This is a genomic window from Tateyamaria algicola (genome assembly GCF_047715485.1).
Taxonomy (GTDB): domain Bacteria; phylum Pseudomonadota; class Alphaproteobacteria; order Rhodobacterales; family Rhodobacteraceae; genus Tateyamaria.
Genome location: NZ_CP180422.1, coordinates 1,970,642 through 1,990,277, shown reverse-complemented (window position 1 = coordinate 1,990,277; position 19,636 = coordinate 1,970,642). Strand labels below are relative to the sequence as shown.

Here is a 19,636-nt window from a genome sequence, read left to right as displayed (position 1 = left end):
GGTTAGCGGCAGGAATGGGGCAGTGAATTGAAAAACTGAAGGCGGTTAACGGATCGACAGGATCTCGTTCAGCGGTTTTTTCATCTTGGCGACCGAGGGCACGGTGGCGTCCTCTGCCGCGTGACCGACGGCAATGATCATCGTGGCCTTTTCGCTATCGGGCCGTTCCAGCAGGTCGCCCAGGAACTTCATCGGGTTGGGCGTGTGCGTCAGTGTCACCAGTCCGGCGGTGTGCAAGGCCGTCAGCAACATGCCCGTCGCGATACCCACGCTTTCCGGCACGTAATAGTTCTTGTACCGGGTGCCGTCATCAAAGACGCCATAGCGCTGGGCAAAGACAACGATCAGCCACGGCGCATCCTCAAGATGCGGCTTGTGGTCGTTCGTCCCGATGGGTTCCAGCGCCTTGATCCATTCGTCACTGGCGCCGCCCGAATAGAACTTGCGCTCTTCCTCTTCGGCGGCGTCGCGGATCTGTTTCTTGATCTCGGGGTCGCTGATCGCAACGAAATGCCACGGCTGGTGATTGGCGCCAGAGGGTGCGGTGCCGGCGGCGGCCACGCAGGCCTCGATCACCGCCTGATCGACCGGGCGCGTGGAGTAGTCGCGTACCGTGTGGCGCGTGGCCATGAAATCGCGAAACGCCTCGACCCGTTTCAGCATCTCTGCATCGTCCAGATCCTGCCGGTCTGGCAGAGGCAGTTGCGTGTATTCAAGCTGGTCTTTGGAGAACATCAGAAATCCAGGTTTTCCACGCTCAGCGCGTTCTGTTGGATGAACTCGCGGCGGGGTTCCACAACGTCGCCCATCAGCTTGGTGAACAGATCGTCCGCCTCGGCCATATCCTCGACCCGCACCTGCAACAGCGTGCGCGCATCCGGGTCCAGCGTGGTTTCCCACAGTTGGTCGGGGTTCATTTCCCCAAGGCCTTTGTAGCGTTGCAGCGACAGCCCCTTTTCGCCCTCGGCCAGGATCGCATCCAGCAGGTCCATCGGCCCGTGGATCAACTGGCTGCGGTCCTTGCGGTGCAGCGTGGCGGGCAGGCCATACACGTCCTGCAGGCTTTGCGTGAACGTGCCCGTCTTGCGCGCCTCGCCCGAGCGCAGCATGCGCCCATCCAGCGTGCGCACCTCTTCGACACCGCGCAGGATGCGGGCCAGTCGCACGCCCTTGTCTTGCGTGATCCGACCGACCCAGCCGCGTTCCCATTCCAGCGCGATCAGGTTCAGCCGTTCGGCCACCTTGTCGGCCACCGCTTGCAGGTCACTGTCGACCGCGCCGGGAACGAACGCACCGGCAATGGCCGCCTGTTCCAGAATGTGGCGCGGGTAATGGGTGGGAAAGGCCTGCAAGACACGGCGCAACTGCCGCGCCTCTTCGACCACGCGCACGAGGTCCTGACCGATGATTTCCTCGCCATTGCCTTGGCGCAACATGGCCCCGTCGATGCCCTGCTGGATCAGGTAATCCTGCATCTCGGCCTCGTCCTTGAGGTAGACCTCGGACTTGCCGCGCGACACCTTGTAGAGCGGCGGCTGCGCGATATAGAGGTATCCGCCCTCGATCAGCTCCGGCATCTGCCGGTAGAAGAACGTCAGCAGTAGCGTCCTGATATGCGCGCCGTCCACGTCCGCATCGGTCATGATGACGATCTTGTGGTAGCGCAGCTTGTCGATGTTGAACTCGTCCCGGCCAATGCCGGTGCCAAGCGCCATGACCATGTTGCCGATTTCCTGACTGCCCAGCATCCGGTCAAAGCGGGCACGCTCCACGTTCAGGATTTTGCCCTTCAGCGGCAGAATGGCCTGTGTTTTGCGGTCGCGGCCCGTCTGGGCAGAGCCACCGGCGCTGTCGCCCTCGACCAGAAAAATCTCGGTATTGGCCGGGTCCTTGTCGGAACAATCTTTAAGCTTGGACGACAGGAAATTCATGTCCATCGGGTTCTTGCGCCGCGTCAGGTCACGCGCCTTGCGCGCCGCCTCGCGGGCCAGTGCGGCCTCGATGATCTTGCCGACGATGATCTTGGCCTCGTTCGGGTTCTCCTCGAACCACTCGGCCAGTTTCTCGTTCACCAGCCCCTCAACCGCCGGGCGCACCTCGGAACTCACCAGCTTGTCCTTGGTCTGGCTGCTGAATTTCGGGTCAGGCACCTTGACCGACAGCACGCAGGTCAGCCCCTCGCGGGCATCGTCGCCGGTGAAACTCACCTTTTCCTTTTTCGCGATGCCGGTGGCCTGGGCATAGTTGTTGATCGTGCGGGTCAGCGCCCCACGAAAGCCCGCCATATGCGTGCCGCCATCGCGCTGCGGGATGTTGTTGGTAAATGGCAGGACGTTCTCGTGATAGCTGTCATTCCACCACATCGCGACCTCGACACCGATCTCGTCCCGCTCACCGGTGATAAAGATCGGGTCTTCCATGACAGACGACTTCGACCGATCAAGATACTTGACGAACTCTTTCACACCGCCTTCGTAAAACAGCTCCGAACGCAGCTGCTCGACAGGGCGTTCGTCCACAAGGATGATGCGGACACCGGAATTGAGGAAGGCCAGTTCGCGCAGCCGCTTTTCCAGCGTCTCGAAGGAATAATCAAGGTTCGAAAACGTGTCTGTCGAGGCAAGGAACCGCACTTCCGTCCCGGTACGTCCGCCCGCGTCGCCGACCACCTTCAGATGCTCGACCGTGTCGCCATGGGCAAAGCGCGCCACGTGTTCCTTGCCGTCGCGCCAGATGCGCAGATCCAGTTCGACCGACAGGGCGTTCACAACCGACACGCCGACCCCGTGCAGACCGCCCGAGACCTTGTACGAATTGCTGTCGAATTTCCCGCCCGCATGCAGTTGGGTCATGATGACCTCAGCCGCAGACACGCCTTCTTCCTCGTGGATACCCACAGGAATCCCGCGCCCATTGTCGCTGACCGAAACACTGGAATCCGCATGAATTGTGACGGTCACAGCGTCTGCGTGACCGGCCAGCGCCTCATCGATCCCGTTGTCGACAACCTCGTAGACCATGTGGTGCAGGCCACTGCCGTCATCGGTGTCGCCGATATACATGCCTGGACGCTTACGTACCGCTTCCAAGCCTTTGAGAACCTTGATAGAATCCGCGCCGTATTCTTCGGGGGTTTGCTCGTTATCTGCCATGTGTCGGCCCCTTCGTATGTTCCCCAAAATATACGGTTTTCAGGGGGAATGTCACGTAGATGACACAAGATTTTGCGTTTCAGGTCAGGGGGATGACGAGGCCCACGCAGATCAGCAAAATGCCCGCCGTGACGTTCATCCGGCGCAAGGCGCGCGGCGATGACATCAGGCGCCGCGCCCGGTCGATAAACAGCGCCATGGCGAGGTTGCCCAGCAGCGGAACGACCATCGACAATGCGACGATCACAGCCACATCAAGGGCCGTCAGCCGCGTCAGATCAAAGAACCCGGGCAGCATGCCCATGTAGAACAGGATCGCCTTGGGATTGCCCAGGATCACCGCCAGCCCGGCCAGAAACCCCGCCCACATGCCGGGTCGCGTCAGACGGGTGTCGGTAATGATCGCCTTGTCCGCGCCGCGGATCACCAGCGCACCCATCAGCAGGAATATCCCCGCCGCCACCCATTTCAACGCCTCAAGGAACCCACCATAGACCGACAGGATCCACGTGATCCCAAAGATCGCCAGCAGCGACCACAACACGTCCCCGACAACGACACCCAGCGCAAGGGGCCAGGCGGCGTGAAACCCGCCCGACAGGCTGCGCGCGATCAGGCCAACCCAGACCGGGCCGGGCGTCAGAAACAAAACCAGCAACGCGCCCGCATATAGGGCGATGTCCCAGGGGGCGAGGGTCACGGGCCAGCAACCTCGCTCACCCCATCCGTTTCGGTCACGTGCAAGTATTGCGCGCGGTCCCCCAGATGGTCGAACAGGTCGGCATCCGTGCCTGTCATCCACGCCTGCGCCCCCAGCGCGCAAATCTCGTCATACAGGGCCGCGCGGCGATCAGCATCCAGATGGGCCGCCACCTCGTCCAGCAACAACAGGGGCGGCGCGCCGAAATCCCGCGCCAGCGCCCGCGCATTGGCAAGGATCAGGGACACCAGCAGCGCCTTCTGCTCGCCCGTCGAACAGTCCTTGGCCGGGACCCCCTTGGCCGCATAGACGCCGTATAAATCCGCGCGATGCGGCCCCATCAGCGTCCGCCCGGCCGCCAGATCGCGGGAACGGTTGTCCGCCAGCGCATCGCGCAACGCCTCAACCGTGTCAGGCATCCCCAACTCTCCGGGCTCCAGCGTCAGATCAGCGGCGGGAAAGGCCGTCTGCGCACCGGATTGCGCCTCTGCCAACTCGGTTAGCGCATGCAAGCGGTTGGCATGGATCGCCGCCCCCGTCTCCGCCATCCGCAACTCGAGCGCAGCGTACCAATGGGCATCGCGCACCATGTCCTTGAGCAGGCGATTGCGCTCACGCATGGCCTTGTCATATTCCAGCGACACCTGCGCATGATCAGGCAGGAAACTCAGCGTCATACGATCCAGAAACCGCCGCCGCCCCTCGGCCCCTTCGATCCACAGGCGGTCCATGGACGGGATAAGCCACAGCACCCGCGATATGCGTCCCAATGCCGTCTGTGCCGCAGCCTTCCCGTCAATACGCACCTGCCGCGCGGCCCCACCTTCGGACCATGTTTCGACCTCGTGCACCTGATGTAGCGACTGCAACACGCCCGACAGCTTCCAGCCCAGCGCTTCGGGACGGCGCGTCATGTCCTCGGCGGATGACCGGCGCAAACCGCGCCCGGGCGAAAACAGCGACACAGCCTCAAGGACATTCGTTTTGCCCGCACCGTTGGGCCCGTAGATCGCCACGGGCCGCGCATCGACAGACAAGCGGGCGATCTTGTGCGACCGAAAATGCGACAGGGTCAGCGATGTCAGATGCAGCGCCATCGCCAGCCCTTCATTGTTCCAGAAATATGCCCGCCGGAGGCAAGATTCTTCGCCGAAAAATCTTAAACGCGCATCGGCATGACGACATAGACAGCCGACAGATCATTGCCTTCGCGCATCAGGGTCGGGTCACCGGACGAGTTGAACATGAACACCGCATTCTCGCGGTCCACCTGGCTTGCGATCTCAAGCAAGTACTTGGCGTTAAAGCCAATTTCCAGCCGCTCGTCGCCATAGGCGACGGCCAGCTCTTCCTCGGCGGCACCACTGTCAGGCGCATTCACGGACAGGACCAGGCGGTCTTCGTCCAGCTGCAACTTGACCGCGCGCGAGCGTTCCGAAGACACAGTTGCCACACGGTCCACAGCCTTGGCAAAGTCGGACGCATCGACTTCCAGCTTGCGGGTGTTGCCCACGGGGATCACGCGCGTGTAGTCCGGGAAGGTGCCGTCGATGACCTTGGAGGTCAGCGTGATCTCGGGCGTGGCAAAGCGCACTTTGGTCTCGGATACAGATACGGCGATCTGCATCTCGTCATCGTCCAGCAGCTTGCGCAACTCGCCCACGGTCTTGCGGGGCACGATCACGCCCGGCATGTCGGTGGCGCCCTCGGGCAGATCGCTGTCGATGCGGGCCAGACGATGGCCATCGGTCGCCACACAGCGCAGCGCCTTGCCGTCATCCCCATCGGCGACGTGCATATAGACACCGTTCAGGTAGTACCGCGTCTCTTCCGTGGAAATCGCGAACTTGGACTTGTCGAACAGACGGCGCAGCTTGTCCGCCGCCACCGAAAAGTTCGAGGCATATTCAGAGGACGCCATGACAGGAAAATCTTCCTTGGGCAGCGTTGCGAGGGAAAAGTTCGAGCGCCCGGCCTCGACCGTCAAACGACCTGCCGCACTGTCTGCAGTCAACGACACCAGCGCGCCATCGGGCAGCTTGCGCACGATCTCGTGCAGCGTAGTGGCGGACACGGTTGTGGCCCCGGCCCGTTCCACCTGCGCGGGGGCCTTGTCGACCACCTCGATATCCAGATCGGTCGCGCGGAAGGTCACGTCAGACCCTTCGGCCTCGATCAGAACATTGGCAAGGATCGGGATCGTGTTGCGCCGTTCGACCACCGATTGGGCTTGGCTCACGGCTTTCAGCAACACGCCGCGTTCGACACTGATTTTCATGGTCCGTCTCCCCACCAGCTTTTTGGCCCGATACCGGGATGGGCACCCTAGCCCAACCTGCCAGCATCACAAGCATTTTATTGCTTGTCCAACGCACGCGGCAGGTCGTCAAGACATCAGGGCCCAAAAGCAAAAGGAGCGCCGCAAAGGACGCTCCCATGTGATGGAATTGCGGCAGGATCAGGCTTCGAGAGACCGGCGCAGCAATTCGAGGTCTTCGGCAATCTGACCGTCCTGCTGGCGCAGCTCTTCGATCCGTTTGACACCGTGCATGACCGTGGTGTGATCGCGCCCGCCGAACCGGCGGCCAATCTCGGGCAGGGATCGGGCTGTCATGTGCTTGCACAGATACATCGCCACCTGGCGCGGTCGGGCGTAGCTGCGCAAACGCTTGGGGCCGATCATGTCGGACAGACGAATGTTGTAGTGCTCGGACACCTTGCGCTGGATTTCCTCGACCGTGATCTTGCGTTCCGAGGCGCGCAGCACATCGGCCAAACAATCCTGCGTCAGATCCATGTCGATCTTGCGCCCGACCAGCGAGGCAAAGGCGAACAGACGGGTCAACGCCCCTTCCAGCACGCGGACATTGGTGGAAATGCGGTGGGCAAGGAATTCCAGAACACCGGCTTCGACCTTGAGGTCGGGATAGACCAGTTGTTGCTGTTCGACCTTGGACTGCAGAATGCCGAGGCGCAGTTCGTAATCGGTGGGATGCAGGTCGACGACCAGACCACATTGCAGACGGGATTTCACGCGATCTTCCAGGTCCTTGATCTCGCCGGGCGCGCGGTCGGCAGAAATGATGATCTGCTTGTTCTGATCCACCAGCGCGTTGAAGGTGTGAAAGAACTCTTCCTGCGTGCTGTCCTTGCCAGCGATGAACTGCACATCGTCGACCATCAGCACGTCAACGCTGCGGAAGATGGATTTGAAATCCATCATCTTGCGGTCGCGCAGGGCCTGAACAAAGCGGTACATGAACTGTTCGGCGGACAGGTACAGAACGTTCAGATCGGGGCGGCGGGTCTGCAACTCCCATGCGATGGCGTGCATGAGGTGCGTTTTGCCCAGGCCAACCCCACCATAAAGGAACAGCGGGTTGAAGGTGACGGGACCACCCTCGGCCACACGTTTGGCAGCGGCATGGGCCAGCTCGTTGGGTTTGCCCACAACGAAACTGTCAAAGGTGAACCGCTTGTCGAGCGGCGCTGCAGACAGGGCGGACTGCGCCGATGCGCCGTTCACGGGCGCAGAGGCCGGGCTTGGGGCTTCGACCGCGCTTGGCCGCGCATGTCCGTTGGCAGGGACCGAGAAACTCAGGCGGCGGACACTGTCATCCTCGGCCTTCATCTCGTGCAGGATCAGGTCAGAGAAGTTCTGGCTGACATAGTTGCCCATGAAATTTGTCGGCACATGGAATGTGGCAATGCCGTCGCGCAGCTCGCGAAACTCAAGTGGCTCGATCCATGTTGTATAGTTGTTCTGGCCTACGGTTTTGAGCAGCCGTTGTCTCAGCTGTCCCCATTCTTGTTGTGTCATGCGCGCTCAACCATCCCTTCTTCATCCCAATGTCCAACGATCTTTGGCCCGTCGGATATGCCTGTCCCAACCATCTCGAGGCGAACCGTTGCCACCCCGCCCCCTCACAGGGGCGAGTTCGGTCCGTTCGGTTTTTTACAGATTAGACACCCCGCCACGATCTCGACCGAGTCGAAACATGACGCTACGTGCCGTCCGCACACCAAATATGTCGACAGGTCGGCAATCAGCACGCGCATGCTGTGCACCAAATACGGGTCACACGTATTCGTTTTCCCCGTTCCACCCGCCTACGCAACAACGTGCTGCGCATCCGGTCGGCCTGTCCCCCCAGGCGATTCCTAATCGCAAGAAAGGTGGTAGCAAGTTCGTCTGCGGGCCGTCCATAGAACTTAAATATTGACACCCACAAGAATCGCTGCGGCCCTTGTTTTCATGGAAAAAACAAAAAAAGCGTCGCAAAACTGCGACGCTTTTCAGCAACACTCTGTGGTTGTTATCCGAGCGCTTTTACACGTGCAGATAGGCGCGACATTTTCCGCGCAACCGTGTTCTTGTGGTAGACACCCTTGGTCACACCGCGCATCAATTCGGGCTGTGCCGCCTTGAGCGCTGCGCCCGCTGCGTCCTTGTCGCCCGAGGCAATCGCCTCTTCGACGCGGCGCAGGTAGGTGCGGATGCGCGAACGACGCGCCTTGTTCACTTGGAAGCGTTTTTCGTTTTGACGGGCCCGCTTCTTGGCCTGAGGCGAATTTGCCATGTTATCTCGTCCCAATCTATTGGTGCGGTAGTTTCAGAAGCCGCTCAGGTAGGCGCTTTGCCGAGCAGAGTCAACGCCGGTTTCGGCAATCGCACGCTGACGAATCGATCCGCCCTGATGTGACGTGTTATGATCGCATATCGAGTTTCACCGAAGGAGGATGACATGATCAATCCAATGGCGACTTCTCAATACGCGCACGCCCTTTACCGCGCACATGGTGACAAGGCCGAGGCCGAAGTTGCACAGCGCGAACGGGCCGCATCCGCAGCGGGCAAAACAGGCGAGGCGCAAAACTGGCGCAAGATCCGCGCCTCGATCCGTCAAATCCGCGGCGCCAACCAGACCTAGGCAGTTCGCCCAACCCTAACGATCGCGGAACTGCGCCTCGCGCTTTTCAAGGAAGGCAGCCATGCCTTCCTTCTGATCCTCTGTCGCGAACAGGGAATGGAACACGCGGCGTTCAAACAGCAGACCCTCGCGCAGCGGCACTTCGAAGGACCGGTTCACCGCCTCCTTGACCGCCATGGTCGAAATCATCGACTTCTCGGCGATCTTGGCGGCCGCGCCCATCGCTTCTTCCATCAGCTTCTTGGCGGGCACAACACGGCTGACAAGGCCTGAGCGCTCCGCCTCTTCGGCATCCATGAAACGGCCCGTCAGGTTCATATCCATCGCCTTGGCCTTGCCTACCGCGCGGGTCAGGCGCTGGGTGCCGCCGATCCCGGCCATGACGCCCAGGTTGATCTCGGGCTGGCCGAACTTGGCCGTGTCGGACGCGATGATGAAATCGCACATCATCGCCAATTCGCAGCCCCCGCCCAACGCATAGCCGGACACGGCGGCGATCACGGGTTTGCGCACGCGCACAATGGCATCGGTTTCCGGGCCAAACAGATCCTCGGAAAACACCTCTACATAGGATTTGTCCTTCATCATCTCGATGTCGGCCCCGGCGGCAAATGCCTTTTCCGAGCCGGTGATGACGATGCAGCGGACCTTGCTGTCGGCCTGTGCGGCCCCCATCGCATCGGCAAGCTCGCTCATCAGTTGGTCATTGAGGGCATTCAGCGCTTTGGGCCGGTTTAGGGTCACCTTCGCGATGTGGTCTTCTATTTCGACGATGATCGTCTCATAGGCCATGGGTCTGCTTTCACTGTTGCCGTTGAGGGCCGAGCATTATCACGGCGCGCCCGTGTTTCAAGCCATGATTGGCCTAGGTCTGGCACGACTTGCAGTAGAACGACGACCGCCCCGACTGCACCACACGTGCAATGACAGACGAACACCCCGAGGTACGGCAGGGTTCCCCTTCACGCCCATATACGTCGAACCGATGCTGGAAATATCCAAGCTCTCCATCGGCTTGGCGGAAATCGCGCAAACTCGATCCGCCGGCCTCAATCGCCTCGGCCAGCACGTCGCGGATGATCGGGACAAGCGCGGCCACACGCGGTTTGGCGATCCGCCCGGCCTTGCGCGTGGGTGCGATGCCTGCGCGATAAAGCGCCTCGCACACATAGATATTGCCCAATCCCGCGACGATTCTCTGATCCAGCAGGGCAGATTTGACCGGTGTGTTCTTGCCCGCAAAGGCGTCAATCAGGTGGCTTTCGTGGAAATCATTGCCCAGCGGTTCTGGCCCCAACACCGCCAGCAGCTTGTGCTGATCTGCCGTTGCCGTCTCCATCAGATCCATCGCGCCAAAGCGGCGCGGATCGTTGAAGGTGATGCGCGCGCCATTGTCCATGTGTAGCACAACATGGTCGTGTTTCTCGGCCTGTGGATGCTCATGCGCGAACTGTCCCAGCGGATCACCCGACACCAGCATGCGCCCGGACATGCCCAGATGGATCAACAGCGTCTCGCCCGAGGCCAGATCGGCCAAGATGTATTTCGACCGCCGCCGCAGGCCCAGCACCTGCTGCCCGCTCAACCGCTCCGCCATGCCGTCAGGAAAGGGCCAGCGCAGATCGGGCCGGTTCACATCCGCCTGCGCAATCACGGCCCCCTCCATCGCGGGGGTCAGACCGCGGCGAACGGTTTCAACTTCGGGCAGTTCGGGCATGGCACATTGTCCTGCGTCAAAAGGGCTACGTTGTGTATGCCCGCCAGCGGCCTATAACAAGGCCTGACAGAACAGAAAGACGCCTTTCCATGAGTGATGACAAGACCACGCATTTCGGATTCGAAACCGTCCCCGAGGGTGAAAAGGCCGGGCGCGTGCAGGGTGTGTTCAACTCGGTCGCTAGCAAATACGACATCATGAATGACGTGATGAGCGTGGGCATCCACCGCATCTGGAAAGAGGCGATGATGGATTGGCTGGCCCCGCGCCCCGGTCAAAAGCTGCTCGATGTGGCGGGTGGCACGGGCGACATCTCGTTCAAGTTCCTGAAGCGTGCCGGTCATGGCCATGCCACCGTGCTCGACCTGACCGAGCCGATGCTGATCGAAGGGCGCAAGCGCGCCGAGGCCGACAAGATGGCGGACAGCCTCGACTGGGTGGTGGGCGATGCGATGGCCCTGCCGTTTGAGGGCAACACATTCGACGTCTACACGATTAGCTTTGGCATCCGGAACGTGACCCGCCCCCAAGAGGCGCTGAACGAAGCCTACCGTGTGCTCAAACCCGGTGGCCGCTTGATGGTGCTCGAGTTTTCGCAACTGCCCAATGAGGGGATGCAAAAGCTCTACGATCTTTACAGCTTCAACGTCATTCCGCGCATGGGTCAGGTGATTGCCGGTGATCGCGACAGCTATCAGTATCTCGTCGAAAGCATCCGCAAGTTCCCGGATCAGGACACGTTCCTTGCCATGGTGCGTGAGGCCGGCTTCGAGAACGCCAAGTATCGCAATCTGACAATGGGCGTGGCGGCACTCCATTCGGGGTGGAAAATCTGATGTTTTATCAACAAGTTGTGGTTAACGCGCTGTTAACTACAAGTGTCCCCGCGGGGACACCCCAATGAGGGGGCCCCACAACATCATCCGCCTCGTGCGCACGGGTGCCACGCTGGAACGCACCGGCGCGATGAACGTCGTGCTCGACGCGTTCGAGGCGCCCCCCGCCTTGCGCTTTGTCGCCAAGGCGCTGGGCAAACCCTTCCGCTTTCTCGGCTACAAGGGCGACCCGTCCATGCCGCCCGCGACTCGCGCGCTGACCGCCCTTGGCCCGGCCTACATCAAATTCGGTCAGGTCCTGTCGACCCGCCCCGACGTGGTCGGCGACGAACTGGCCGTGCAATTGCGCGTCTTGCAGGACAAGCTGCCGCCGTTTTCCATCGAAGAGGCCAAGGCCGAGGTGCAGCGAGAGCTGGGCCTGCCCGCCGACACGATCTTTTCCGAATTCAGCGAACCGGTTGCCGCCGCCTCTATCGCGCAGGTGCACAAGGCCCGGCTCGCGGACGAAGGGGACGCCGTGGCGGTCAAAGTACTGCGCCCCAACATCGAACGCGCCTTCAAGAAAGATGTCGATGCCTTCTACCTCGCCGCGCGCATCGTCGAAATCTTTGCCCCCGGCGCGCGCCGCCTGCGCCCGATGGAGGTGATCGAACACTTCGACGGCGTGGTGCAGGGCGAACTGGACTTGCGCCTCGAATCCTCCGCCGCCGGAGAGTTCGCGGCCAATACCAAGGATGACAAAGGTTTCACGCTGCCCAAGATCAGGTGGGAACATTCCGCCCGCCGGGTGATGACGCTGGAATGGGCCGATGGTGTCCCCATGGGCGAAAATGCCGCGATTGATGCCGCCGGGCACAACCGCATCGACCTGTCCGAACGGGTGCTGCGGCTGTTTCTGCTGCACGCGCTGCGCGACGGGTACTTCCACGCGGACATGCACCAGGGCAACCTCAAGGTCGCCGCGAATGGGGATATCATCGCCTATGATTTCGGGATCATGGGGCATATCGACGAATACACCCGCCGCGTCTATGCCGAGATTCTGTTCGGCTTTATCCGCAAGGATTACAAACGCGTGGCCGAGGTGCATTTCGAGGCCGGGTATGTCCCTGCCGACAAGGATGTGGACGAATTCGCCCGTGCCTTGCGCGCGGTGGGCGAGCCGATCTTTGGCATGGACGCGTCCAAGATTTCGATGGGCCGTCTGCTGAACTACCTGTTCGAAGTCACCGAACGCTTCGGCATGGAAACCCGGACTGAACTGATCCTGCTGCAGCGCACCATGGTGGTGGTCGAAGGGGTGGCGCGCAGCCTCAATCCCAACATCAACATCTGGCAGGTCGCCTCGCCCGTCGTCACCGACTACATCCAGAAATCCATCGGGCCCAAGGCGATTGTCACCGACCTTTACAAGACTGCGCGCGTGCTGACCCGCTTTGGCCCGCGTCTGCCCGGTCTGGTCGAGGCGGCGCTGATCGCGCAATCCAACCCGCAACCGACCAAACGGCGCGGCTTCTGGCGCTGGATCGTGCTGGCGGGCCTTGCTGGAACGGCACTGGGCGCAGGCGTATTGGCGCTGATCGAAGCGGTGCTCTGACCGTCGATCCATCGAATCATGCTAAGCTGCCGACCATTGGATCAAATCAATTGGAGAGCGGGGCATGTATACGCCCAACCGCCCGGCAAAATCCGCCTTGCCTGTTTTTCTGTGGATCATCTGCGCTTTTGTGGTCGGGATCGCGCTTTGGGCGGCGGTCTATCGACACACGAACGGGGGTGAGGACGGGCCGCGGCTGCTGGTTGCGGTCGGGTCGGCTGGCCTTGCGCTTGCCTTTGGCGGGATTCTGGGCGGCATCGTCAAAAAGCTGTTTGATGCCTGGGACGACCGCAAAACAGCCATCGAGGCGCAGAACGCCTATTACGCGCAACTGCTCGAAGATTTCAAAACCGTCTACAACACGGTTGAGCGCAGCCGCTTTCTGATCACCGCCCACAAATCGGCCAAGACCTATGGCGAACGGATGCGGACTCTGCCGGATGCGGTGATTCTGCTCCATAACGTCAAACGGGCGACGCAACAGGGGTTTCCGGATCTTTACAAAGGGCTCGAAGGGCCGATTTTCTTTTGCAACCGGTTCCTCAAGGGTCTGATCGAGGAGTATCGCGATCACTACCTTGAAGTGTCGCGGCTGCAATCGCAGGACGAGGCGGACAACAAGCTGACGCGGGACCTGATTGCGGAACGGGAACCCTACCAGGACGAACGCGAAATATCACACAGCGCCTGGGCCAGATTGCTGGAGTTGCCGCATCTTGGAATGTTGATTGATGCCACCGACCGACCCGCGGATGAGACGGACAACGCCGCCTTTGAATCCTACGAAAAGGCGTTCGTTCAATACATCGACCTTGCCAGCTACTGCCTGATGCTGCGCATGCCGGGCAGTGACGAATCCCTGCGCAATACTGACCTGGACGCGCGGCTACAAGCATGCCGAACAGAGGCGCGCGCGCTCAAGGCCAAACGCGCGAAGCCCGCCGACTAGACTGTCCGTTCGATGGCCAATGCGATGCCCTGCCCGCCGCCGATGCACATGGTGATCAGCGCCTTGGACCCGCCGATGCGTTCCAGCTCATACAGCGCCTTCACCGTGATGATTGCGCCTGTTGCCCCAACCGGGTGTCCCAGCGCAATTGCACCCCCGTTCGGGTTCACACGCGCCGGATCAAAGCCGAGGTCGTTTGAGACTGCGAGCGCTTGGGCAGCAAAGGCCTCGTTCGATTCAACCACGTCGAAGTCTTCGGGCGACAGCCCTGTCCGGTCGAGCAGGTTGCGCACGGCAGGGATCGGGCCGATGCCCATCACCTCGGGGCGCACACCGGCATGGGCATAACCCAACACGCGTGCCTTGGGTGTCAGGCCCGCCTTTTCCGCCGCATCTGCCGTCGCCAGCACAACCGCACCAGCGCCGTCGTTGATGCCCGAGGCGTTGCCGGCGGTCACCGAGCCGTCCTTTTGGAACACCGGGCGCAGACCGCCAAGGGCGTCAAGGCTGGTGGCCTTGGGGTGTTCATCGAACTCAAAATTCACCATGTCGCGCTTCACGCGCACCTCGACCGGGGTGATCTGGCTGGCGAAACGTCCATCCGCGATGGCGGTGGCGGCGCGTTCCTGGCTTTGCATGGCAAAGGCATCCTGCGCCGCGCGGGTGATGCCGTGTTCTGCGGCGACATTCTCTGCCGTCACACCCATATGGCCGGTGCCAAAGGGACAGTTGAGTGCGCCCAGCATCATGTCGAGTGTCCGCACATCCCCCATCTTGGCGCCCCAGCGCTGGTCGGGAATGACGAAGGGCGAGCGCGACATGTTCTCGGCCCCGCCAGCGAGGCCAAAGTCCGCATCGCCCAGCATTAGAGACTGAATTACGCTGACAATCGCCTGCACGCCAGAGCCGCAGAGGCGGTTCACATTCATCGCCGGTGTCGTGTCCGGCACACCTGCCTGCATGGCCGCCACACGGGACAGATACATGTCGCGGGGTTCGGTGTTGATCACGTGGCCAAAGGCAACGTGGCCGATCTGCCCGCCCTCGACGCCGGCGCGCTCAAGCGCTGCCTTGGCCGCGACGGTGCCCAGGTCGATGGGGGCGGTCCCGGCAAGCGATCCGCCGAATGTGCCGATGGCGGTGCGCGCGCCGTCAAGGATAACGATGTCTTGGGTCATGATGCCTCTCTCCCTTTGCTTTGATATGGCCGGGGTGGTCGGCAAAGTCAGCCCCATGGCTTGACTTCGACGCAACGGCACGGCCATCTCTCCGTCATGACGGATGAAACTGACGCAATCTTGTCCCTTCTGCCCGCCCGCCTGAAAGAGGCGCGGCGGGTGCAGGGGCTATCGCTGGATGCAGTGGCGAAACTGTCGGGCGTGAGCCGGTCGATGGTCAGCCAGATCGAGCGGGGGAATCCTCGCCCACCATAGCGACGCTTTGGAACCTGACGCGCGCCTTGCAGGTGGATTTTGCCGGGTTGTTGGATGAGGGCGCGGCGGAACGGATCGAGGTGCTGCGCACCGCCGATGTGCCGAGTATCGAGAACCGCGGTGCGGGTTGCACCATCCGCATTCTGTCACCACCCGAGGATGCGGGGCGGCATGAGGTGTACGAGCTGCGGTTCAACGAAGGCGGTGTGCTGGACAGTCAGCCGCATCGGCGCGGCGCGCGCGAGCATCTGACGGTGATCGAAGGCAAGCTTGTGGTGACCAGTGGCGGCGCGGTTGAGAAGATCGCGCAGGGTGATACGGCCCGCTATGCCGCTGATGTGCCGCATCGGATCGAAGCGGACCGACCTGCCCGCGCGTTTTTGGTGGTGCAGGACGCGTAGATTTCCGATGTAACGGATTTTTGTCCGCAATTATGAATTCCTCTATTTCGGAATTTCATCCGGGATGTTAGATTGCTCCGCATAGGAGATTCTGACATGACCCACGCGTTTCTGAGCCATATCACCGACACCCTTGCCCAGATCGAGGCGGACGGGATGATGAAGCGTGAACGCATGATCACCTCGCCCCAGGGCGGACGGATCGATGTGGGCGGGCATGAGGTGCTGAACCTGTGTGCCAACAATTACCTGGGCCTCGCCGATCATCCCGACCTGATTGCGGCTGCGAATGGGGCGATGGACAGCCACGGGTTTGGCATGGCCTCGGTCCGCTTTATCTGCGGCACGCAGGATCTGCATCGCGAATTGGAGGGGCGGCTGGCCCGCTTTCTGGGTAAAGACGATGCGATCCTGTTTGCCGCTTGTTTTGACGCCAATGGTGGCCTGTTCGAGCCGCTTTTGGGCCCCGAGGACGCGATCATTTCGGATGCGTTGAACCATGCCTCGATCATCGACGGTATCCGGTTGTGCAAGGCCAAGCGGTATCGCTACGCCAACAGCGATATGGACAGCCTCGAGACGCAATTGCGCAGCGCCAAAGCGGATGGCGCGCGCCATGTCATGATTGCGACCGATGGCGTGTTTTCGATGGATGGCTATCTGGCAAAGCTGCCCGAGATTACGGCACTGGCCCGGAATTTCGGGGCGCTGGTGATGGTCGATGACTGTCATGCGACGGGGTTCATGGGGCCGAAGGGCGCAGGCACGCCCGCCCATGCAGGCGTTGATGTGGACATTCTGGCCGGGACACTGGGCAAGGCGCTGGGCGGGTCGATTGGTGGTTATATTGCCGGGCCGCAACCCGTGATCGACCTGTTGCGGCAGCGTGCGCGGCCCTACCTGTTCTCCAACTCCTTGCCCCCGTCCATCGTTGCGGCCGGGATCGAGGCGATCCGGCTGGTTGAAGAGGGTGACGCCCTGCGCGCGCAACTGTTCGACAATGCGACCTATTGGCGGGAGGGGCTGACGTGGCTGGGGTTTGAGCTGTTGCCTGGCGAACATCCGATCATTCCCGTCATGCTGGGCGAGGCGCAACTGGCGCAGGACATGGCGGCGCGGCTGTTTGACGAGGGCGTCTATGTCTCGGGCTTCTTCTTCCCCGTCGTGCCGCGTGGGCAGGCGCGCATTCGCACGCAGATGAACGCCGCCCTCAGCCGCGATGACCTGGATCGGGGTCTCGCCGCCTTTGAGGTGGCGGGCAGGGCCGTGGGGGTCTTGTGATGCACAACGAAATGATTGCGCTGGAAAAGACGCATCCCCGCGAAGGGCTGTGGCAGGTGACGGCGCCCGTGCCCGAGATCGGGCCGGATGACGTATTGATCAAGGTCAACAAGACCGGGATTTGCGGCACCGACATTCACATCTGGAACTGGGATGCGTGGGCTGCCAGCACCGTGCCAACGCCGCTGATCACGGGGCACGAGTTTGCGGGTGAGATCGTCGAAATCGGCTCTAACGTTGAGGGTTTGGCGCTTGGCCAGCGTTGTTCGGGCGAGGGGCATCTGATCGGTAAAACCTCGCGCCAGAGCCGTGCGGGCAAGTTTCACCTCGACCCGGCGACGCGCGGCATCGGGGTGAATGAGCAGGGCGCCTTTGCCCAGTACCTACGCCTGCCCGCGTTCAATGTGGTGCCGTTGCCAGACGAGATTTCGGATGACATCGGGGCGATCCTCGACCCGCTGGGCAACGCGGTGCACACTGCCCTCAGCTTTGATCTGATTGGCGAGGATGTGTTGGTCACCGGGGCTGGCCCAATCGGGATCATGGCGGCGGCCGTGGCCCGGCACGTGGGTGCGCGTCATGTGGTGATCACGGATGTGAACCCGGATCGTCTGGCGCTGGCGGGCCGTGTCGCGGATGTGGTGCCGGTGAATGTAGCAGAGCGGGAATTGGCCGAAACAGTCTCTGATCTCAAGATGACGCAGGGCTTTGACGTCGGCCTCGAGATGTCGGGCAATCAGGCTGCACTCCACCAGATGGTCGAGGCGATGACCATGGGCGGGCGTATTGCGATGTTGGGGATTCCGCCCGGCCAAAGCCCTGTGGACTGGAGCCGGATCGTGTTCAAGGCCATCACCATCAAGGGCGTCTATGGCCGCGAGATTTTCGAGACCTGGTACAAGATGATCGCGATGCTGCAGAACGGGTTGGATGTGTCCAAAGTGATCACCCACCGCTTTCCCGTAGCGCAATTTGAACAGGGCTTTGCCACGATGAAGTCCGGATCATCCGGCAAGGTCGTTCTGGACTGGCGGTAAGGCGGGGTTCAGCCCGCCATCGGTTCCAGTGCCACGCGGCCTGTGTCGGTCAACCGCCAGACCTTGCCCGCCTCGAACACCGCAGCGGTCAGTGGCTTGCCATAACCGGCGCCGGTGTCGAGGTTGACCCGGTTGCCGTAATGCGTCGCCGCATCCGTCGGGGTGTGCCCGTGTACGATCAGCTTGGGATGCGGGCCGGTGTGATTGTGGAATTCCTGACGGATCCACAGCAGGTCTTCCTCGGTCTGTTGATCGAGCGGGACGTCAGGGCGGATGCCTGCATGTACGAACATCACATCGCCCACGGAATGGGTGAGTTGCAGACCCTTGAGGAAGTCGATGTGGGTTTGCGGCACCGCGGCCAACGCGTCCGCGTGCACATTCTTTTCCCGGCGCCGGCCGCCTGCGTCGACCCCGTAAGAGGCCAGTGTTGTTTCACCGCCAAGCCGTTCGTGCATCCAGTAGAGCTCGACCATCAGATAGGGATCGTGCTGCAGCGGCGTTTGCATGAACCATTCGAACATCCGGTCGTGATTGCCCTTGAGAAAGGTCCAACTACGCGCGGCATCACGGCCTGCAATCAGGGTATCGAGCACGGCGCGGCTGTCTGGCCCGCGGTCGGTGTAGTCGCCCAGGAACACGATGCTGGCCTCTGGGCCGCCATCGCTGTCGATCAGGTGCAGGACACGGTCAAGTTCGGCCATTTGGCCGTGGATATCGCCAATGGCGTAGATGGGTGCGGACATGGGGTGGCCAAACGTTGCTGTGGGTGCGTTCGCCATAACGGTTTGGTGCAGGGGATGTAAGGCGCAGGTGTCCTGCGCCCCTATGTTTTAGGCTGCGCGGACCGATAGCGTTCAATCCATGCGCGGTTTGTGTCATCTGCCAGTTTCGCGACGGCGGGTGTGACCGGTGCCGCATGGGATTGGGGCAGGCCCAGATGGGTCAATGCGCGTTTCAGTTCGGAGCTGGGATCACGGGACAGGTCGTCATAGGTGATCACCAGCGGTGTGATGTTTTGGTCGGCAAACCAGGCGGTCCATTCCGCATCAAAGCGTTCGAATTCGGCGATCTGATCGGCAATGGCGTCGTGGTCGTAGTGCAGCGCCTCAGGCGGTGCTGTCCGCTCCAGCTCTGACCCGTCGGCATTGCGGTGCCACAGCCCGCTTTGCTCGGCCCGGATCAGTGAGACGGCCTGAGCCACCTTGTCCTGACGCGTAAGGTGGATGTAGCGGGTTTCTCCGAACGTCGCCTCGATCCGCGCTGTGTCCGTGGGCAGGTTGGGGTGCAGTGCGCGCAGTTGATCAAGGAAGAACGCCGCACTGTGCCGTTGCAGCCGCAGGCCGAAAAGGGCAGTTGCGCCCTGCCCCGCAATGCGCGCGGTTTCGATGATGTCCGGCAGGGGCGTGTCGGCAGGCAGATCGAGGCCCGCGCGCCACGCCTCGAGCGTCGGGCGGTGGAAGTAGGATTTCGGATGCCCGGCCACGCCCGTGTCGCGCAGCAAGGTGCACAGCAACGTGCTGCCGCTGCGCGGAGAGGTGCAGATGAAATAGGCGGCGGGCACTGTCATGCCGCCGCCCTACAGGTGTTTTGTAAAGGTGG

Annotated in this window: 18 protein-coding genes and 1 pseudogene; 7 read left to right on the top strand and 12 right to left on the bottom strand. The window is 61.6% G+C overall.

What is annotated here, in order from left to right; genetic code table 11:
• Positions 1-45: 45 nt before the first annotated feature.
• The 7 genes from ACMHLQ_RS12245 to rpsT all read right to left on the bottom strand — a co-directional run bounded on the left by ACMHLQ_RS12245 (position 46) and on the right by rpsT (position 8,432).
• On the bottom strand, positions 46-735 hold the full coding sequence (locus ACMHLQ_RS12245; RefSeq protein ID WP_415405082.1) for a nitroreductase family protein: 690 nt from the start codon (positions 733-735) through the stop codon (positions 46-48).
• Positions 735-3,152 carry a DNA topoisomerase (ATP-hydrolyzing) subunit B gene (gene gyrB / locus ACMHLQ_RS12240; protein ID WP_415405081.1) on the bottom strand — a complete coding sequence of 806 codons (2,418 nt, stop codon included), beginning with the start codon at positions 3,150-3,152 and terminating at the stop codon, positions 735-737. The genes ACMHLQ_RS12245 and gyrB overlap by 1 nt, the downstream gene beginning before the upstream one ends.
• Before the next feature lie 79 nt (positions 3,153-3,231).
• On the bottom strand, positions 3,232-3,852 hold the full coding sequence (locus tag ACMHLQ_RS12235; protein WP_415405080.1) for a LysE family translocator: 621 nt from the start codon (positions 3,850-3,852) through the stop codon (positions 3,232-3,234).
• The gene (recF, locus tag ACMHLQ_RS12230; RefSeq protein WP_415405079.1) at positions 3,849-4,949 is read right to left on the bottom strand and encodes a DNA replication/repair protein RecF; all 1,101 of its coding nucleotides are present in this window, start codon (positions 4,947-4,949) and stop codon (positions 3,849-3,851) included. The genes ACMHLQ_RS12235 and recF overlap by 4 nt, the downstream gene beginning before the upstream one ends.
• A gap of 62 nt (positions 4,950-5,011) precedes the next feature.
• Complete coding sequence (gene dnaN / locus ACMHLQ_RS12225) at positions 5,012-6,130, bottom strand: DNA polymerase III subunit beta (RefSeq protein WP_415405078.1); 1,119 nt, start codon at positions 6,128-6,130, stop codon at positions 5,012-5,014.
• A 180-nt stretch (positions 6,131-6,310) separates the two neighbouring features.
• The gene (dnaA, locus tag ACMHLQ_RS12220) at positions 6,311-7,672 is read right to left on the bottom strand and encodes a chromosomal replication initiator protein DnaA (RefSeq protein ID WP_415405077.1); all 1,362 of its coding nucleotides are present in this window, start codon (positions 7,670-7,672) and stop codon (positions 6,311-6,313) included.
• Positions 7,673-8,168: 496 nt separating this feature from the next.
• On the bottom strand, positions 8,169-8,432 hold the full coding sequence (rpsT, locus tag ACMHLQ_RS12215; RefSeq protein WP_415405076.1) for a 30S ribosomal protein S20: 264 nt from the start codon (positions 8,430-8,432) through the stop codon (positions 8,169-8,171).
• A 165-nt stretch (positions 8,433-8,597) separates the two neighbouring features.
• Here rpsT and ACMHLQ_RS12210 point away from each other — a divergent pair, with 165 nt between their 5' ends.
• Positions 8,598-8,783: a hypothetical protein gene (locus ACMHLQ_RS12210; RefSeq protein WP_415405075.1), complete on the top strand. Its 186-nt coding sequence runs from the start codon at positions 8,598-8,600 to the stop codon at positions 8,781-8,783.
• Between the two features lie 15 nt (positions 8,784-8,798).
• Here ACMHLQ_RS12210 and ACMHLQ_RS12205 read toward each other — a convergent pair whose 3' ends face one another.
• The gene (locus ACMHLQ_RS12205; RefSeq protein ID WP_415405074.1) at positions 8,799-9,575 is read right to left on the bottom strand and encodes an enoyl-CoA hydratase; all 777 of its coding nucleotides are present in this window, start codon (positions 9,573-9,575) and stop codon (positions 8,799-8,801) included.
• Between the two features lie 73 nt (positions 9,576-9,648).
• Positions 9,649-10,500: a bifunctional DNA-formamidopyrimidine glycosylase/DNA-(apurinic or apyrimidinic site) lyase gene (mutM, locus tag ACMHLQ_RS12200; protein WP_415405073.1), complete on the bottom strand. Its 852-nt coding sequence runs from the start codon at positions 10,498-10,500 to the stop codon at positions 9,649-9,651.
• Positions 10,501-10,589: 89 nt separating this feature from the next.
• Here mutM and ubiE point away from each other — a divergent pair, with 89 nt between their 5' ends.
• The 3 genes from ubiE (at position 10,590) to ACMHLQ_RS12185 (ending at position 13,882) form a co-directional block, all read left to right on the top strand.
• The gene (gene ubiE, locus ACMHLQ_RS12195) at positions 10,590-11,336 is read left to right on the top strand and encodes a bifunctional demethylmenaquinone methyltransferase/2-methoxy-6-polyprenyl-1,4-benzoquinol methylase UbiE (RefSeq protein WP_415405072.1); all 747 of its coding nucleotides are present in this window, start codon (positions 10,590-10,592) and stop codon (positions 11,334-11,336) included.
• Positions 11,337-11,400: 64 nt separating this feature from the next.
• The gene (ubiB, locus tag ACMHLQ_RS12190; RefSeq protein ID WP_415405071.1) at positions 11,401-12,933 is read left to right on the top strand and encodes a 2-polyprenylphenol 6-hydroxylase; all 1,533 of its coding nucleotides are present in this window, start codon (positions 11,401-11,403) and stop codon (positions 12,931-12,933) included.
• 64 nt (positions 12,934-12,997) lie between these two features.
• Positions 12,998-13,882, top strand: a complete 885-nt coding sequence (locus ACMHLQ_RS12185; protein ID WP_415405070.1) for a hypothetical protein — start codon at positions 12,998-13,000, stop codon at positions 13,880-13,882.
• Here ACMHLQ_RS12185 and ACMHLQ_RS12180 read toward each other — a convergent pair.
• On the bottom strand, positions 13,879-15,060 hold the full coding sequence (locus tag ACMHLQ_RS12180) for an acetyl-CoA C-acyltransferase family protein (protein ID WP_415405069.1): 1,182 nt from the start codon (positions 15,058-15,060) through the stop codon (positions 13,879-13,881). The two genes, ACMHLQ_RS12185 and ACMHLQ_RS12180, sit on opposite strands and share 4 nt — an antisense overlap.
• 96 nt (positions 15,061-15,156) lie before the next feature.
• Between ACMHLQ_RS12180 and ACMHLQ_RS12175 the strand changes: the two are divergent.
• The 3 genes and pseudogenes from ACMHLQ_RS12175 to tdh all read left to right on the top strand — a co-directional run bounded on the left by ACMHLQ_RS12175 (position 15,157) and on the right by tdh (position 18,034).
• Positions 15,157-15,716: pseudogene (locus tag ACMHLQ_RS12175) on the top strand (helix-turn-helix domain-containing protein).
• A gap of 96 nt (positions 15,717-15,812) precedes the next feature.
• The gene (locus tag ACMHLQ_RS12170; protein WP_415405068.1) at positions 15,813-16,997 is read left to right on the top strand and encodes a glycine C-acetyltransferase; all 1,185 of its coding nucleotides are present in this window, start codon (positions 15,813-15,815) and stop codon (positions 16,995-16,997) included.
• Positions 16,997-18,034 carry an L-threonine 3-dehydrogenase gene (gene tdh, locus ACMHLQ_RS12165; protein ID WP_415405067.1) on the top strand — a complete coding sequence of 346 codons (1,038 nt, stop codon included), beginning with the start codon at positions 16,997-16,999 and terminating at the stop codon, positions 18,032-18,034. Before ACMHLQ_RS12170 ends, tdh begins: the two co-directional genes overlap by 1 nt.
• An 8-nt stretch (positions 18,035-18,042) precedes the next feature.
• Here tdh and ACMHLQ_RS12160 read toward each other — a convergent pair whose 3' ends face one another.
• Together ACMHLQ_RS12160 and ACMHLQ_RS12155 are read right to left on the bottom strand one after the other, a co-directional pair.
• A complete protein-coding gene (locus tag ACMHLQ_RS12160; protein WP_415405066.1) occupies positions 18,043-18,780 on the bottom strand; it encodes a metallophosphoesterase family protein in 738 nt (245 codons plus the stop codon).
• Between the two features lie 80 nt (positions 18,781-18,860).
• On the bottom strand, positions 18,861-19,604 hold the full coding sequence (locus ACMHLQ_RS12155) for a Stf0 family sulfotransferase (protein WP_415405065.1): 744 nt from the start codon (positions 19,602-19,604) through the stop codon (positions 18,861-18,863).
• Between the last annotated feature and the right edge of the window lie 32 nt (positions 19,605-19,636).

Bases quoted from the DNA above. Each gene is read 5' to 3' on its own strand.
- ACMHLQ_RS12245 (WP_415405082.1), bottom strand. From the start codon at position 735: ATGTTCTCCAAAGACCAGCTTGAATACACGCAACTGCCTCTGCCAGAC.
- gyrB (WP_415405081.1), bottom strand. From the start codon at position 3,152: ATGGCAGATAACGAGCAAACCCCCGAAGAATACGGCGCGGATTCTATC.
- recF (WP_415405079.1), bottom strand. From the start codon at position 4,949: ATGGCGCTGCATCTGACATCGCTGACCCTGTCGCATTTTCGGTCGCAC.
- dnaN (WP_415405078.1), bottom strand. From the start codon at position 6,130: ATGAAAATCAGTGTCGAACGCGGCGTGTTGCTGAAAGCCGTGAGCCAA.
- dnaA (WP_415405077.1), bottom strand. From the start codon at position 7,672: ATGACACAACAAGAATGGGGACAGCTGAGACAACGGCTGCTCAAAACC.
- rpsT (WP_415405076.1), bottom strand. From the start codon at position 8,432: ATGGCAAATTCGCCTCAGGCCAAGAAGCGGGCCCGTCAAAACGAAAAA.
- ACMHLQ_RS12210 (WP_415405075.1), top strand. From the start codon at position 8,598: ATGATCAATCCAATGGCGACTTCTCAATACGCGCACGCCCTTTACCGC.
- ACMHLQ_RS12205 (WP_415405074.1), bottom strand. From the start codon at position 9,575: ATGGCCTATGAGACGATCATCGTCGAAATAGAAGACCACATCGCGAAG.
- mutM (WP_415405073.1), bottom strand. From the start codon at position 10,500: ATGCCCGAACTGCCCGAAGTTGAAACCGTTCGCCGCGGTCTGACCCCC.
- ubiE (WP_415405072.1), top strand. From the start codon at position 10,590: ATGAGTGATGACAAGACCACGCATTTCGGATTCGAAACCGTCCCCGAG.
- ubiB (WP_415405071.1), top strand. From the start codon at position 11,401: ATGAGGGGGCCCCACAACATCATCCGCCTCGTGCGCACGGGTGCCACG.
- ACMHLQ_RS12185 (WP_415405070.1), top strand. From the start codon at position 12,998: ATGTATACGCCCAACCGCCCGGCAAAATCCGCCTTGCCTGTTTTTCTG.
- ACMHLQ_RS12180 (WP_415405069.1), bottom strand. From the start codon at position 15,060: ATGACCCAAGACATCGTTATCCTTGACGGCGCGCGCACCGCCATCGGC.
- ACMHLQ_RS12170 (WP_415405068.1), top strand. From the start codon at position 15,813: ATGACCCACGCGTTTCTGAGCCATATCACCGACACCCTTGCCCAGATC.
- tdh (WP_415405067.1), top strand. From the start codon at position 16,997: ATGCACAACGAAATGATTGCGCTGGAAAAGACGCATCCCCGCGAAGGG.
- ACMHLQ_RS12160 (WP_415405066.1), bottom strand. From the start codon at position 18,780: ATGTCCGCACCCATCTACGCCATTGGCGATATCCACGGCCAAATGGCC.
- ACMHLQ_RS12155 (WP_415405065.1), bottom strand. From the start codon at position 19,604: ATGACAGTGCCCGCCGCCTATTTCATCTGCACCTCTCCGCGCAGCGGC.